The sequence below is a fragment of the Consotaella salsifontis genome (assembly GCF_900167365.1).
GTDB classification, from domain to species: domain Bacteria; phylum Pseudomonadota; class Alphaproteobacteria; order Rhizobiales; family Rhizobiaceae; genus Consotaella; species Consotaella salsifontis.
Genome location: NZ_FUXL01000004.1, coordinates 166,429 through 181,096, shown reverse-complemented (window position 1 = coordinate 181,096; position 14,668 = coordinate 166,429). Strand labels below are relative to the sequence as shown.

General features: G+C 63.9%; 18 protein-coding genes. 8 read left to right on the top strand and 10 right to left on the bottom strand.

What is annotated here, in order from left to right:
* Window positions 1–20: 20 nt before the first annotated feature.
* A complete protein-coding gene (locus B5D38_RS07095) occupies window positions 21–1,130 on the bottom strand; it encodes a class I SAM-dependent methyltransferase (protein ID WP_078707703.1) in 1,110 nt (369 codons plus the stop codon).
* Complete coding sequence (gene lgt, locus B5D38_RS07090; RefSeq protein WP_078707702.1) at window positions 1,127–1,999, bottom strand: prolipoprotein diacylglyceryl transferase; 873 nt, start codon at window positions 1,997–1,999, stop codon at window positions 1,127–1,129. The genes B5D38_RS07095 and lgt overlap by 4 nt, the downstream gene beginning before the upstream one ends.
* Before the next feature lie 208 nt (window positions 2,000–2,207).
* On the opposite strand from lgt, the gene B5D38_RS07085 reads away from it, so the two are divergent.
* The 4 genes from B5D38_RS07085 to B5D38_RS07070 all read left to right on the top strand — a co-directional run bounded on the left by B5D38_RS07085 (window position 2,208) and on the right by B5D38_RS07070 (window position 4,483).
* Window positions 2,208–2,480: an accessory factor UbiK family protein gene (locus tag B5D38_RS07085; protein WP_078707701.1), complete on the top strand. Its 273-nt coding sequence runs from the start codon at window positions 2,208–2,210 to the stop codon at window positions 2,478–2,480.
* Between the two features lie 319 nt (window positions 2,481–2,799).
* Entirely contained in the window at window positions 2,800–3,300 is a 501-nt protein-coding gene (locus B5D38_RS07080) for a type III secretion system chaperone family protein (protein WP_078707700.1), read from the top strand.
* A gap of 3 nt (window positions 3,301–3,303) precedes the next feature.
* The gene (proC, locus tag B5D38_RS07075; protein WP_078707699.1) at window positions 3,304–4,119 is read left to right on the top strand and encodes a pyrroline-5-carboxylate reductase; all 816 of its coding nucleotides are present in this window, start codon (window positions 3,304–3,306) and stop codon (window positions 4,117–4,119) included.
* 7 nt (window positions 4,120–4,126) lie between these two features.
* Entirely contained in the window at window positions 4,127–4,483 is a 357-nt protein-coding gene (locus B5D38_RS07070) for a tRNA-binding protein (RefSeq protein WP_078707698.1), read from the top strand.
* Between the two features lie 18 nt (window positions 4,484–4,501).
* Here B5D38_RS07070 and B5D38_RS21995 read toward each other — a convergent pair whose 3' ends face one another.
* From B5D38_RS21995 to B5D38_RS07035, 6 genes are all read right to left on the bottom strand, one after another.
* Window positions 4,502–5,011, bottom strand: a complete 510-nt coding sequence (locus tag B5D38_RS21995; RefSeq protein ID WP_131829876.1) for a hypothetical protein — start codon at window positions 5,009–5,011, stop codon at window positions 4,502–4,504.
* Window positions 5,001–5,579 (bottom strand): hypothetical protein, encoded by a 579-nt coding sequence (locus tag B5D38_RS07060; protein ID WP_342587349.1) that lies wholly within the window; start codon window positions 5,577–5,579, stop codon window positions 5,001–5,003. The genes B5D38_RS21995 and B5D38_RS07060 overlap by 11 nt, the downstream gene beginning before the upstream one ends.
* A 300-nt stretch (window positions 5,580–5,879) precedes the next feature.
* Window positions 5,880–6,353: a hypothetical protein gene (locus tag B5D38_RS07050; protein WP_078707696.1), complete on the bottom strand. Its 474-nt coding sequence runs from the start codon at window positions 6,351–6,353 to the stop codon at window positions 5,880–5,882.
* A 243-nt stretch (window positions 6,354–6,596) separates the two neighbouring features.
* Window positions 6,597–7,970 (bottom strand): ATP-binding protein, encoded by a 1,374-nt coding sequence (locus B5D38_RS07045; protein WP_425349317.1) that lies wholly within the window; start codon window positions 7,968–7,970, stop codon window positions 6,597–6,599.
* A 79-nt stretch (window positions 7,971–8,049) separates the two neighbouring features.
* Window positions 8,050–8,772 (bottom strand): response regulator, encoded by a 723-nt coding sequence (locus B5D38_RS07040; protein ID WP_078707695.1) that lies wholly within the window; start codon window positions 8,770–8,772, stop codon window positions 8,050–8,052.
* Window positions 8,759–9,328, bottom strand: coding sequence for a MarR family winged helix-turn-helix transcriptional regulator (locus B5D38_RS07035; RefSeq protein WP_078707694.1), 570 nt, complete (start codon window positions 9,326–9,328; stop codon window positions 8,759–8,761). Before B5D38_RS07035 ends, B5D38_RS07040 begins: the two co-directional genes overlap by 14 nt.
* A gap of 125 nt (window positions 9,329–9,453) precedes the next feature.
* Between B5D38_RS07035 and B5D38_RS07030 the strand changes: the two genes are divergently transcribed.
* Together B5D38_RS07030 and B5D38_RS07025 are read left to right on the top strand one after the other, a co-directional pair.
* Complete coding sequence (locus tag B5D38_RS07030; RefSeq protein ID WP_078707693.1) at window positions 9,454–10,356, top strand: branched-chain amino acid aminotransferase; 903 nt, start codon at window positions 9,454–9,456, stop codon at window positions 10,354–10,356.
* Between the two features lie 30 nt (window positions 10,357–10,386).
* A complete protein-coding gene (locus B5D38_RS07025) occupies window positions 10,387–11,028 on the top strand; it encodes an MBL fold metallo-hydrolase (protein WP_078707692.1) in 642 nt (213 codons plus the stop codon).
* A gap of 29 nt (window positions 11,029–11,057) precedes the next feature.
* On the opposite strand, the gene B5D38_RS07020 is transcribed toward B5D38_RS07025, so the two are convergent.
* Window positions 11,058–11,924 (bottom strand): BA14K family protein, encoded by an 867-nt coding sequence (locus tag B5D38_RS07020; RefSeq protein WP_078707691.1) that lies wholly within the window; start codon window positions 11,922–11,924, stop codon window positions 11,058–11,060.
* Window positions 11,925–12,975: 1,051 nt separating this feature from the next.
* Window positions 12,976–13,191, bottom strand: a complete 216-nt coding sequence (locus B5D38_RS07015; RefSeq protein ID WP_078707690.1) for a cold-shock protein — start codon at window positions 13,189–13,191, stop codon at window positions 12,976–12,978.
* A 375-nt stretch (window positions 13,192–13,566) separates the two neighbouring features.
* Here B5D38_RS07015 and B5D38_RS07010 point away from each other — a divergent pair, with 375 nt between their 5' ends.
* Window positions 13,567–14,385: a class I SAM-dependent DNA methyltransferase gene (locus B5D38_RS07010; RefSeq protein WP_078707689.1), complete on the top strand. Its 819-nt coding sequence runs from the start codon at window positions 13,567–13,569 to the stop codon at window positions 14,383–14,385.
* A gap of 74 nt (window positions 14,386–14,459) precedes the next feature.
* Window positions 14,460–14,606 carry a hypothetical protein gene (locus B5D38_RS22180; protein ID WP_165690806.1) on the top strand — a complete coding sequence of 49 codons (147 nt, stop codon included), beginning with the start codon at window positions 14,460–14,462 and terminating at the stop codon, window positions 14,604–14,606.
* The last annotated feature ends 62 nt before the right edge of the window (window positions 14,607–14,668 follow it).

Below are 14,668 nucleotides of genomic sequence, written 5' to 3'. Positions count from 1 at the left end.
GGTGGAGGGAGAAGGCGAAGTCAATCGGCACCCGTTTTGATGAAGGGCGGCAGGGGGAGCGGCCTGGAGGCCGCCGCGAGGACCTTGAAGATAGAGCCCATCTGGCCGGCGGCACTGCCGGCCAGCCGCTCGGCGGCGGCGACGATGGCGGCCTGCTCGGCGGCCGAGCGTCCTGCGCCCAGTGCTCCGGCGCGTTCGAGGAGCCCTAGGGAAAGGAGAAAATCGCCCTGGTTGGCAAGCGGCGCGACGGCGAGGCCGCCCGCCTGCATCGCCCGCGCCAGCGAGCCGAACTCGACATGGCTCGTCAGGTCCGCCTCGCCGGGCTCGGCAAGAGGATCGGCGCGCTCATGTCTGCTGATCGCCTGGAACGTGTCGCCATAGGCGAGGCCGCCATGGCCGTAGTCGATGAACAGCGCCGCGCCGCTTGCCGCCGCCAGCCTCCGCGCCACGCTATGGGCGAGGGCCGTTCGCGCCGGCGACATCTCCAGGATCGTTCCGGCCGAGGGAGGGGGCAGGCCGGGAAGCGCCGTGAGCCATGCCGCATCCTCCGTGTCGAGCGGGCAGGCGACGAAGGCAAGCCCATCCTGGCTTCGGCCGATTCTCTGCTCGCGCCATTCGCTTCCGTCGTGGATAAACTGGCGGATGGGCAGGGCGTCGAAGAGCTCGTTGCCGACGAGGAGAAGCGGGCCTTCCGGCAGTTCGCCGAGCGCGCGAACGCGCGAGACCGGAAGATCCAGGCGATCCAGCGTTGCCATCTGGACGTCGGCGAGGCGGTCGCTGACCTCGATCATGTGGACGCGCGCCGCCTTGGCAAAGTCCGGTTCGAGCTTGCGCGCCGTGCGCAGCATGTCGGCCATCAGTGTGCCGCGTCCCGGACCGATCTCTGCGAAGATGAAGGGGGCGGGAGCCCCGAGCCCGCGCCAGGCCGCGACCATCCAGGCGCCGAGGAGTTCGCCGAACATCTGGCTGATCTCGGGCGCGGTGATGAAGTCGCCTTCGCGGCCGAAAGGCATCCTCGCCATGTAGTAGCCGCCTTGGCGATCGTAGAGGGCCATCGACCAGTAGGTCTCGAGCGAGATCGGTCCTTGTTCGTCGATGAGGGCGGCGATCCGCTGGCCCAGGGGCGTCATGGCTGAACGACGGTCCCCGCCGCGCCGTCCTTGGGCGCATAGGACCGGGGCTTGGCGGTCAGGATGCCCCAGAGGGCGATGAGGAGCATCGGCGTCGAAAGCACCATGCCCATGGTCAGCCAGCCGCCATAGAGATAGCCGAGCTGGGGGTCGGGCATGCGGAAGAATTCGACGAAGATGCGGAAGCAGCCATAGAGGCCCAGAAAGACGCTACCGACGAGGCGCGGGCGCGAGAGCGCCTTGAAATGATGGGTGAGCAGGCGGAGCACGAGGAAGAGTACGACACCCTCGAGCAGCGCCTCGTAGAGCTGGCTCGGATGGCGCGGGAAGGGGCCGCCGGTTGGAAAAACCATGGCCCAGGGCACTTCGCTCGGAGCCCCCCAGAGTTCGCCGTTGATGAAGTTGGCGATGCGGCCGAAGAACAGGCCGAAGGGAACGGAGGCCGCGACGATATCGATGAGGCTGAAAAGGGGCAGGCGCTTGCGATAGGTGAAAAGGAGCATCGCCAGAACGACGCCGATCAGTCCGCCATGGAAGGACATGCCGCCTTGCCAGACCTGGAAGATGGCGAGCGGATCTTCGACATAGCGAGGCAGGTCATAGAAGAGCACCGAGCCGAGCCTGCCGCCAAGGATGATGCCGAGCGTGATCCACAGGATGAAGTCGTCGATGTCCTCGGCGGTGATCGGCGAAACGCCGCCCGGCCAAAGCCTCGGGTTCGACGCGAGGTGCCGGCCATAGAACCAGCCGAGCAGGATGCCGGCGACATAGGCCAGACCGTACCAGCGCAAGGCCAGCGGGCCGATCTGCAGGAAGACGGGGTCGATCTCAGGATAGGCGAGGATCGCGAAAAGGCTTGATGGAGGCATGGCAGGAATACTCGCCGTTTCCCTTAAAAGGCCCTTCGGCCAGGGTCGGAGCCGGCGGGTCGGAAGCGGGCGGAACTTGGCGTGGCGGCGCCCAAGGGTCAAGCCGCCATCGTTGGGGGAGACGGCGCGCGCGCCGACGCGCCATTGCCAAGGCGGGCCGCGGCGCCTACGTCAAGGCATCCAAACGATAGCGCCGGAGCCCTTCGCCATGACCACCAACCGAGCCCCCAACCGCCTCCTCGACGAGTTCGCTCGCCTCGTGACCGACGCCGCCGGCGCGGCGCAGGGTGTCCGGCGCGAGATGGAGACGGCCGTTCGCGCCCAGGGCGAGCGTCTGCTCAATCAGCTCGACGTGGTTCAGCGCGAGGAGTTCGATGCCGTTCGTGACATGGCGATGAAGGCGCGCGCGGAAAACGAGGCGCTTAAGAAGCGCGTCAGCGAGCTCGAGGCCAAACTCGCGGGATCGCAGGGCGCCGAATAAGGCTGTCCACAGGCCGTCCACAGCTTTCGGCGCCGTAATCCATAGGCGACCGGCGGGCAAAAAACCCTGGTCCAGGAGTCGTTTACCGAGAGGAAGGCGCTCCTCCGCCCGCCGCCTTGATCCACCGAACCGTTAAAATTTTCTTACCCCCCTTAAGCCGGAGAATCGGCGTCTATACACTGATTCTTAAGGGTGATTCGTCGCGGCGGACGCGTCGCCCGAAGCGGACGCCTCGGCTTGCAAGAGGCGTCTGGACAGGATCGGTCGGTTTGCTGGCCGATCCCGTCCGCTTGCGGCACGAGGGAGCTAAGGTTGGTCGATGGGTCTTCATGAACTTCGCCAGGAACGGCATATCCACCCGGTGGATGTCGTTGAATTGGTGGCATCTTTGCGCGATTGGTCGTTTGAGCGGTCGTGCGATGATGAAATCGCTCTTTCGGTCAAGGGAGTGTGGACCGACTATTCGGTTTCGATTTCCTGGCTCGAGGACTGCGAGGCCCTGCATCTGGCCTGCGCCTTCGAGATGAAGGTGCCTCCGGCACGGCGCACCGAGGTGTTGCGTCTGCTGTCGAGGATCAACGAACAGCTTCTCATCGGCCATTTCGATCTTTGGTCCCAGGAGGGGGCGATCATGTATCGCCACACCCTGCTGCTTTGCGGCGGCCTTCAGCCGAGCAGCGAGCAGGCGGAACGGCTCATGGCTCTCGGGCTCGAGTCCTGCGAGAAGTATTTCCAGGCCCTCCAGTTCGTCGTCTGGGCGAACAAGAGCGCCGAGGATGCGATGATGTGCACGATCTTCGAGACGGTGGGCGAGGCCTGAACCATGACTGCGGGCGAGCTTGGAACGGTTCTGCTGGTGGGCGCCGGCAATATGGGTGGGGCGCTTCTTTCCGGCTGGATGGCGGCGGGCATCGAGCCAGGTCGCGTCACGATGCTCGACCCGAAGCCGGGGGCGACCGTCGCCGCCTTCACCGAGCGTGGCGTTCATCATGTGACCGAGGTTCCGGCGGCGACGTTCGATATCGTCATCCTCGCCATCAAGCCTCAGATGATGGCAACCGTTCTGCCCGGTCTTGCGCCGGTTCTGAAAGAGGAGACGTTGGTCGTCTCCATCGCGGCGGGCACGACGATTGCCTTCATCGAAGGGCATCTGGGGCAACATCCCACCGTTCGGGCCATGCCCAACACGCCGGCTCTCATCGGCCGGGGCATCACTGGCTGCTTTGCCAACGAGCGGGCGAGCGCGGCGCAGCGGCGGGCGGCGGAATCTCTGCTTTCCGCCTGCGGCCCGGTGGAATGGCTGGCGGCCGAGGATCAGATCAATGCCGTGACCGCGCTCTCCGGCGGCGGACCGGCCTATGTCTTCCTGCTCGCCGAGGCGCTTGCCGAGGCGGGCGTGGCGGCGGGGCTCGATCCGGCGCTCGCCATGCGCCTTGCCCGTCACACGGTTGCCGGGGCGGGCGAGCTGATGATCCGATCCGAGGAAACGCCGGCCAAGCTGCGCCAGAACGTGACCTCGCCCAACGGGACGACGCTCGCGGCGCTTAACGTGCTGATGGCCGAAGGCGGCCTTAAGGCGTTGATGGTGGATGCCATCGCGGCCGCCAAGGCGCGCTCCGAAGAGCTTTCGCGGGAATAGGCCGGAAATGGATAGCGCCTCGACCGAACCGCGAATCGCCTTCGAGGATTTCCTCAAGGTCGACATTCGAGCCGGGACAATCGTTTCTGCGGAGCCTTTCGAGAAGGCGAGGAAGCCGGCCTACCGCCTCGCCATCGATTTCGGCCCGGAGATCGGGGTCCGCAAGAGTTCGGCACAGATCACCGTGCATTACGCCCTCGATGAACTCGTGGGGCGGCAGGTCATGGCGGTGGTGAACTTTCCGCCGCGCCAGATCGGCCCTTTCATGTCCGAGGTGCTGACGCTCGGCGTGCCCGACGAGAACGGCAACGTCGTCCTTCTTAACCCCTCCCAGGCCGTGCCGAATGGCGCCAGAATGTTCTGACCGGCGGGGGCGCTCGCCTTACTCGCAGCGCACGGTCTCCTGCACCTGATAATTCCCAGCCCGGAAGACGCCCATCGAGGTCTGCGCGGTCAGGTCGAAGTTGACGGTCGATGTCCCGTTGAGGACGACCAGTGAGACAAGGTTCAGAAAGCTGGACCCGCTGGCCAGCCGCACGTTTGGCTGGAAGGTCGCGGTGCCCGTCATTCCAGATGGCGCGCTGTTGAAGCCGGAAGGCGCCGTGACGGACACGGAAAAGCAGTTCAGTGGCAAGCCGACGGAGCAGACCAGCCCAGGCAGGGTTCCGCTGGCCATGGCGGTGATGGTTGCCGAGGCGGGGCGCCCCCCCGGGTTGTTCGTACTGAGAGAGGTCAGATTGGCATCGGGCGTGAGAACGCCCGAGGAATTGACGACGATCGTGCAACTTCCTGCTGCTGCTTTCGCCTGCGGTGGTGGAATAGAAGCCAGCAGAGTGACAAGCCCGACGATCGCGATCGATAGGGGTGAAGGGGCTCTTGCCCTACCGCCCATTGGACCAGCCTTCCTTGGCCCAATCAGCGTTCGCGCGGGGCGCCGGTGCCGGCGCAACGTTCGACTGCGCGACTTTGGCTGGTTGCGGCATGTTCACTGTTGTGTCGGCGCGCATCCCCATCTTCAGCAGTTCGAGCTCCATCTTCAGTCTTTCCACCTCAAGGCGGTAGAGTTCGTCGCAGTTCAGGCGCGACGACTTTCGACCGATGGGAATAACAATGCGCCCGTAAGTGGCGATATCACCGCTCGACTTGCCGCTGTTGATGGCGCCGATATCGAGATAGGCGCCGGAGCCGCCGACCGCCGAGCGGCATGTCGTGCCGTCGGCCGCATGAACCTCATCCTGGCCCTGTGGCAGCGAAACGCCGGGCAGATTGAAGCCGCTTTGACTTTGGTTGAGATAGTAGACGTCCTCGGCCCTCGCCGTGCCGACCGGTCCCGCGATGGCAGGAGCTCCGATCAGTAGGACAGCCGCTGCCCAAGAAATTGCCGCATATCTGTGTCCGGATCTGAGTTTGCTGATTGGGAAAGGGGATACTCTCGGTACAGATTCGGACCTTGCGCTCATTCGATCCGTTGAAGGGGACGATCACCGTGACCGAACGAGAGCCGTTGCTCCCGAGAGTGAACTCTTTTGGAGCAATGTTTGCCGGAATTTCCGCGAAAGCCTGATCGTAGACTTTCATTTCGATTTTGATGCGGTGGCTGTAGGGATTGGATGGATAGACACGCACCGCGAACGCGTCGGAGAAGCTTTTGATTTCGTCTCGCATAGGGGTCATGGACTGCGGCGCGGCATCGGTGGCGATGGCCATAAGAATCGACAGCGCCAAAACCTCCCTCCTTGTCAGGAGACGCGCGGTTATCGTCATGGTTCGCAGCGGAGGGTGAGGGTGGCCGCGTAGGCACCCGCCGCGAATGTGGCCGCGCCTGTCTTGCTGCCGGTCAGGTTGACGTTGACCGTACTGGAGCCCGCGGCGGACAAGGCACTGGCCGTCGAAGTTTCCGCGACGTTGGAAGCCCCGGAGACACTGTAGGTCGGCAGCCAAGTGGTCGTCGACGCATCGCCGACAGGAGCGGTGATGCCGGCGGGTGGATCGATGCTGAGATTGACGCCGCCGGTGGTGGTCACTGTGACGACGCCCGGAGTCCCGCCGGGGTTCTTCGAGCTGAGGCTCTGCATCGTGGAACTGGCCGTCATCGTCCCGCTCGAATTGACGACCGTGAGTGTGCATGCCGCGCCAACGGTGCCACTGAAGGTGATCGTTCCGGTTGCAGCCAACGCGGAGGACGAAAAGAGAGATGCCGCAACGGCAAGATGTGCAGATACGGATTTGAGCAAGAACTACTCCGCCGAGTATGAGTGAATCAGAGCTGTAGGGCTCCCTTCTTGTTTTTCAGGCTTAGGTTGTTGGAAACTTGCGCGTCAACTTCAGGTAATTGCATATAACCGAAGATGGCATCGCTGCCGTCTGCTGAGCGCAGCCATTGAGGGGTGGCTCAGGTCCATCAGGTTGACGCTAACGTGGCTCGCCATTTTGCGGGATTCGGCGGCATGGCTCAAGCGTGGCCAGCGATGGCGTGGCTATGCCGGAATTCGCACCATGGCCCTGAGGCCGCCGAGCTCGGAGTCGGAGAGGAGAATGTCGCCGCCGTGGGAGCGGGCGATATCGCGGGCGATGGACAGGCCTAGCCCCGTGCCGCCGGCATCGATGTTGCGGGCTGTATCGAGGCGCACGAAAGGCTTGAACACCTCCTCGCGCTGCTCCGCCGCGATTCCCGGTCCGTCGTCTTCCACCGTGATGGTCAGCCAGCGCCCTTCATGCTTGGCGATGACGCTGACATGGTCGCCGTGTCGCATGGCGTTGGCGACGAGGTTGCCGAGAAGACGGGCGAAGGCGTCGGGCCGCGCGACGATGCGCGGGTCGCCGACGATATCGGTTTCGAGCTTCTTTTCCTTGAGCTTCGCCTCGCTCGCGAAGCGGGCGAAGACGGCTTCAAGGTCGATCTCCGCCACATCCTCCTCCCCCTCGCCTTTGGCGAAGGCGAGGTAGCCCTCCAGCATCCGCTGCATCTCGTCGACGTCGGCGTTGAGCTCGCGCTGGTCCTCCTCGTTGCCGACGAGGGCCAGCTGGAGGCGGAAGCGCGTCAGGATTGTGCGAAGGTCATGACTGACGCCGGCGAGCATCGCCGTTCTTTGTTCGATCTGGCGCTCGATGCGGTCGCGCATCTGGATGAAGGCGAGCGAGGCGCGCCGCACCTCGGAGGCGCCGCGCGGCCTGAAGTCGGGCGGCATCGGCTGACCGCGGCCAAAACCCTCGGCCGCCTCGGCAAGCTTCTGGATCGGCCGGATCTGATTGCGAAGGAAGAGAATGGCGATGGTGAGCAGCACCAGCGACGTGCCGACCATCCAGATCAGGAAGATATGGGTATTGGAGGCATAGGCCGAATTGCGCCGCGCGAAGACCCTCAACATGTTGTGGTCGAGGAGGATACGGATTTCCACCAATTTGGAATTGCCGACCGTGTCGATCCAGAATGGGCGGGCGATCTGCTTGGTGATCTCCTCGCTGAGAATTCCGTCGAGAATGTTGAAAAACGGCTTGGGCGCCGGAGCGGGCAGCGCCTCCAGCGGCAGAACGGCGACGTTGAGGTCCAGCCGCTCCCGGGCGATCCGCACCACCTGCGCGAAATCGGCATCCTGCGGATAGGTATCGATGACGTCGATGATGGCCGCGATATCCCGCACGACGGCGGTGGACAGGCGCTGCGTCACCGTCTGCCAGTGGCGCTCCATGAAGACGAAGGCGACCACCGACTGGAGCAGCACCATCGGCGCGATGATGATGATAAGCGATCGCGGATAAAGCCCCTTCGGCAAAAGTCGCGACAATCGCCGAGGCAGATGTCTCAGCGGCCCGCGCCAGATGTTGACCTTCGGCGGACGCCAGCGCGGCAAGTCGCTCCGGCGCGGCCACCGCCGCGGCGGAGCATATGACTTCAGCCGATCGAGGAACGCTGCCACGCTTCCTCGTCCGTCAGTCTATGTTGAGGCGGTAGCCGATGCCGCGCACCGTCTGCAACCAAAGCGGATTGGCCGGATCGGCCTCGATTTTCCGCCGCAGTCGGTTGATCTGGACGTCGACCGTCCGTTCCCCGACCTCTCCGTCCGCCGTCAAAAGGAGGTGGCGAGGGATCGTCTCACCCGCCTTTTCGGCAAACTGCATCATGATCTCCTGCTCGCGCTCGGTCAGGCGGATCAGCTCGTTGCCGCGCTTCAATTCGCGCCGCGACAGCGAAAAGGCGAATGGCCCGAAGCGAACATGCTCGACCTTCTGAATGGGGGTCTGCGACCCTCGCTTGAGGATGTTGTTGATCCGCAGCAGCAGCTCGCGTGGATCGAACGGCTTGGGCAGATAGTCGTCGGCCCCCGCCTCGAGACCCTCGATGCGCTGCTCCGTCTCTGAACGCGCGGTGAGCATGAGGATCGGCGTTTCGATCTTGCCGGAAAGGCTTTTGACCAGGTCGAGCCCGCTTTCGCCCGGCATCATCACGTCGACGACCAGCAGGTCGAAGTGGAGCCCCGCGAGGATCTTCCTGGCCTCGGCGGCATCGCTTGCCGTGGATACGCGAAAGGAGCGTTCGGAGAGGAAGCGCGACAAGAGGGTGCGAATGCGCCGGTCGTCATCGATGACGAGCAGGTGCGGCGCGTCGTCGAGAGCGCTCTGTGTCGGCTCGATGTCGTCCTCAGCCAGGGTCATAGCATGCCTTTCCGCCGATTCCCTGCTTCTTGTACCAGCGCCGTGTCGATCCGCTCTCCATGGCCATCTGGAACAGGAACTCGGCCACGGAGGCGATGTCGAACCCTTCGTGCGAGGCCACGCTCGCCTTTTTCGCCGCCTCGATCAGGCGGACTTGAGCGCGGGAGAGCTCCAGCGTCAAGGCGCGCCCGGCGGGCGTGGGGTAAAGGTGGCGCTGGCGCCGGTCGTCGGTTCCCGCCTGCTGCGTCACGAAGCCGCCTTCGATCAACTGGCGCAGCACCCGCGACAGCGACTGCTTGGTGATCTGGAGGAGATCGAGCAGATCGGCAATGGTCATGCCGGGATCGCGGTTGACGAAATGCAGGACGCGATGGTGCGCGCGCCCGAAATGATAGCGTTCGAGCAGCATGTCGGCGTCGGCGGTAAACTCCCGGTAGCTGAAGAACAGGAGTTCGATCAGCGTGAAGTCGATCGGCCCGTCCGAAGTCAGGGGCTCTCTTACCACGTCGGCATCGCCGGTGGGTGCGGGGGTGGGCTGATTGAGGGGAGCTTCCATAAATAGGTCAGTACGGTTGACGTATATCCCGATCATTGTTACACCGAATGCCGTCTGATGGAACAGGCCTTCCTGGGCCCGGCAGACCCTCGCGACAAGGAGAGCGCGTAAAGCGCGGTAAAACGATGAACAGCGTTCCATTCGATCAACTCGACGGACAGATCTGGTTCAACGGCGAATTCGTCCCCTGGAAGGACGCCAAGATCCATGTGCTCACCCACGGGCTGCACTACGCCAGTGCGGTATTCGAGGGCGAGAAGGCGTATGGCGGGCGAATTTTCGAGCTTCGCGCTCACACCGAGCGCCTGATTGCCTCGGGCCGCGCGCTGGGCTTCCAGATTCCCTACTCGGCTGACGAGATCGATGAAGCCTGCAACGAGCTTCTCAAGCGGCAGGGCTTTACCGACGCCTATGTGCGCCCGGTTGCCTGGCGCGGCAGCGAGATGATGGGCGTCTCGGCCCAGCACAACCGCATCAATCTCGCCATCGCCATCTGGGAGTGGCCGAGCTACTACGGCTCCATCGAGCAGCGGATGAAGGGCATTCGTCTCGACATGGCCGAGTACCGCCGTCCCGATCCCAAGACGGCACCCTCGCGCGCCAAGGCCGCCGGCCTCTACATGATCTGCACCATCTCCAAGCACGCGGCCGAGGCCAAGGGCTATTCCGACGCCATGATGCTGGACTGGCGCGGCCGTGTCGCCGAGGCGACGAGCGCCAACATCTTCTTTGCCAAGGACGGCGTCATCCACACGCCGGAAGCCGACTGCTTCCTCAACGGCATTACGCGCCAGACGGTGATCCGGCTCGCGCGCGAGCGCGGCATCGAGGTTCAGGAGCGGGCGATCCTTCCCGAGGAGCTGGATAGCTTCACGGAGTGCTGGCTGACCGGCACCGCCGCCGAGGTGACGCCGGTCTCCGAGATCGGGCCGCACCGCTTCACGCCGGGCGAGATGTGCCGCAAGATGATGGAGGCCTATACGGCCGAGGTCACGCCGAAGCTTGCCACGGCCGAGGCGGCGGAGTAGCCAGACCGAAGAACTTCGAAGGAGGCAGCGATGGGGCGGCTCAACGGCCATATCATTCCGGTGACGCCGTTTCAGCAGAACTGCTGCCTCCTCTTCGACGAAGACGAGAAGGTCGGCGTCATCGTCGATCCGGGCGGCGACGTCGAGCGGATCGAGGACGCGATCGAGAGCGCCGGCGTCTCCGTCCAGGCGATCTGGCTCACCCATGGCCACATCGATCATGCCGGCGGCGCGGCCGATCTCAAGGAACGGCTCGGCGTCGATATCATCGGGCCGCATGAGGCCGATCGTTTCCTTCTGGATAGCATCGAGGAGCAGGCGAGGATGTTCGGCGTCGGCGCCGGATACCGCAACGTGCTCCCGGATCGCTGGCTCGACGAGGGCGAGACGGTCGGTTTCGCGGACCACGTCTTCGAGGTGCTTCACTGCCCCGGTCACGCGCCGGGGCACGTGGTGTTCTTCAACCGGCAGGCCGGCTTCCTTCATGCGGGAGACGTTCTGTTCTCCGGCTCGATCGGACGCACGGATCTGCCGGGCGGCGACCACGCGACGCTGATCGCCTCCATCAAGGGGAAGGTTCTGCCGCTTGGCGATGATATCGGCTTCATCTGCGGCCACGGGCCGGGTGGTCGGCTCGGCGAGGAACGCCGCAGCAACCCCTTCCTCATCTGACCTTTGCCTCGGTTTCGGCCTGCCTCGGCTCAGACGCCGGTGCAGAAGCGGCGGCGGCCGTCTCCGGCGCGATAGGTGCCGAGATCGGGATCAAAGCTGGGGTAGGCTTTCGCACACTGCTCGCGCCAGGCGTTTGACCAGGGCTCGATCCAGGTTTCCTCTTTCCTAGCCGTTTCAGCGGCAGCTGGTTTCTCGGTCGCGATGGTCGCTGACGGAGCTTTCGCCTGCCTCGGCGGCGTATAGGGGCGGGGCAATGGCGTGTTGCGCACGACGGGAGCCGGAACCGGAGGCTGCCGCGCCTCCGATGGCGTTGCCGTAATACTGGCAACCCTGGCGTCGTGCTTGTATTCCGGCGCGATTCGTATGATGCGGGCGCCGCCCGCCTCGATCACGTCGATGCCCGACGGGCCGATCGGTTTGCGATCCAGGCGCGCCGTCTCGACGTCGATGATCTTGGGACCAAGGGTCGCCCGCGGGCGAGCCGACGGGGCTTCGAGGGGCAGGGCGCCGAGCGAGGCCGGGGTCCAGTCGCCCTCGTCGACACCGCGATAGGCGATGCCGGCTTCGGCTGGATTCCTGTCTTCGATGATCACGATCGGGCTCTCAAACGGATTTGCGCTTGGGGGGCGGCGATGGATCGAGACAAAGGAGCCGTGCGGCCGAAAGGCGATCTCCGCATGGGGCAGATCGCGATAGGCCGGCAGGTCGGAGATGGCTGTGCCGCCACGTCGGGCGAACCGGGGCAGGGGATGGCGCTCGACCGTTCTTCCGTGGTGGACCGATGCGCTGCTGCGAGAGCTGAAGCCCTCGGCATGAGCCGTGACCGCGCCCGCCAGGACGAGGGAGAGGGAAAGCGCAGCCGCCGTGGCCATGACGGCAGCGGAAATCCGAAACATGTCAGCACCCGCCGTGTTAAGCCTTTGTTAACCTCGACTTAACGCGGGGCCGGGCGGCTGGCCAGCAATAGCTGAAGAAAAGGTTAACGCGCAGGGAGCGTCTACCTGCCGACGTCACGACTGCTGACCTGGACGAGGGACCAGGGCCTACGCCGAAGGAAGAATTCACCGCTCTTGAGAAGGGGAGCCCAGAAGATCGGCGGCGATCGCGCGTACTCGCGTTTTGGCGCGCATCCTACGCTCGGCGATTCGGCGAGAGGGCGCGCCGCCTGAGACCGTTCAACCTCGCCCAGCCTTGCCTCGGCAAAGCGTACCCACCGACACGGCGATGGAAAGTGCCGCTGGGGGTGTAAACGCTCCATCGGCCGCTGGGCGCTTGTTTCAACGTCGTGTTCATTTACGGCGCCGTAATCATGGAGGTTGATGAACCCAGACTTCGGCGGGGGGCGAGCGTCTGGCGTGTGAGGAGCCGCGGTCGAGTTTCCCCGCATGACTGGCGGCCCCGGCGCGGTTGAGCCGGACGCCTCATAACGCGAGAGCCAAGTGGATGAGGGACCCGGAATCCGCGTAAATTAAGGAAGAGCGCCGAAGCTGTCACCATGTCGGCTCGGGCTCGTGGCGTGGTAAGCATGGGGAACAGCGGAACAATTAATAAGGTATAGATATAACATTGAAGCTGTCGCTTGGTCTTGCCGCATCTTGGCGACTTGCAATTGTGTGATCGACTGCGGGTTGCTCGCCTGCCATGTGCGAGATGAAGCGAGCCAGAACCCCTCTCCAAACCGACCCGATCGCCACATCCGGCCGTCCGTTCATCTGCCGGCCGTCGGCCCACTGGAAAAAACGGTCTCGCCGGGCCTCAAACGTGAAAAAGACCCGCCGGAATCCCTGCGGGTCCTCCAAGGTGCGATACCTGGAGCCTGTGCCGAATGCTCGATTGAGACACCTCCAAGGAAGGTGTTCAAACAGCCAGCAAGGAAAAACGCGCGGCCGGCACGAGCTGGTCGCGACAATGAGTTGTGCGAATCAGCGCGCGAGGCGCTGCGGGGGATTAGCCCGTGACTTCCAGATTGACTGCCTTCGGTCCCTTGCCGCGCTTGTCCGGCTCGGTGTCGTAGGCGACTTTCTGGTTTTCCGTCAGCCCCGGAAGACCCGAAGCCTGAACGGCCGAAATATGCACGAAGATGTCAGCGCCACCGTTGTCAGGCTTGATGAACCCGAAGCCCTTCTCGGTGTTGAAGAATTTGACCGTACCGGTCTGCGACATATGGGAGTCCTTTCCCTTCGGCTATCATGTTTCCGCCTCGCGGCGGCTGTGGCAGGCAAGTCTTGAATTGCAAGGAAAGGAGCCGTTCAATCGCGGGTGTTTTCACATCCGCCCGGAGGTTATCAGCGTCCCCGATCCGCCAGTCTTCCAGTCTCACCGCGTTCGCGAAATTGCCCGAACACTCAAATGATTGCTATTTCTGCTTTCGATTTGCAAGTGAAAGTTTTCACATATGTGAACATTCCTTTGATGGCCCCGGGCACAGGCAGTTCAGGGACAGCAACAACGGCTTGTTTTTCAGGCGTTTGACAGGAGTGGTCGAGCTGGTTCATTGGCTTGACGCAAAGCTGGCCAGAGGTGCTCGGAGACAAGAAGATGCCGCAAATCGATGAGGAAGCGCTCGCCGCCGCCTATAACGATGCTCTTGCCGCCGAAAAGGCGGGGCGGCTTCAAGACGCTGAGGCGGGATATCGTCGCTGCCTCGCTCTCGATCCGGACGATCATGGCGGTGCGGCCGTGCGACTGGCCTCGATGGGGATCGGCGAGACCCCCGAGCGTGCGCCGGAAGCTTACGTCGCCACACTCTTCGATCAGCATGCCGAAGATTTCGAGGACATTCTCGTGCGGCAGCTGGGTTACGGCGTGCCGGGATTGCTTGGCGTCCGGCTCGGCGAGCTCGTTCCGGGGCTCTTCTTGCGCGCGCTCGACCTCGGATGTGGCACGGGGCTCGCGGGCGAGATCCTGCGCGATCGTTGCGCAGAGATCGCCGGCGTCGATCTTTCCGAGAAGATGGTCGAGGCGGCGCACGAGAAGGACGTCTACGACGAACTGTTCATTGGCGATGCTGTCGGCTTTCTGGAAGAGTGCGACGAGGAAGCGCCCTGGGATCTCATCGTCGCCACCGATGTTCTGCCCTATCTCGGCGGGCTCGATGGCTTGTTTGCCGGCGCGGCGCGGCGGCTGACCGGGCGCGGTGTCTTCGGCTTTTCATCCGAGACGCTGCCGGATGCGATGCTGCCGCCGCAGGGCTTCAAGGTGGGTGCCCATCAGCGCTTTGCCCATGGCGAGGGCTATGTGCGCGACCGTCTCGGCGCTCACGGGTTCGAGATTCTTTCCCTGGAGCCGATCACGGTGCGGCTCGAGCAGGGCGAGCCGGTGCCCGGTCATCTGGTGATCGCACGCAAATCCAGCTGAGCGAGCATCAAGCCGCCTCTTGTAACCGCCTGCTCTCGGTCCCAGGAAGAGGGATCCGATCGAAAGGAAACTCCATGTCGCGTTCCTCTGCCGTTCTTGCCGTGCTCGCCTTGTCTTTGGCGCTATCCGGCTGCCTCTCTCAGATCAACAAGCCGATTCGCCCCGGGGATCGCTGGGGCGCCAAGGCCGAGACCCTGGATCAGGCAGTGCCGAGGGACTGAGGCGACCCATCCGACGGACGCAAAAAGGAAGGGGTGCGGACCGGCAGGACCGCACCCCTTTT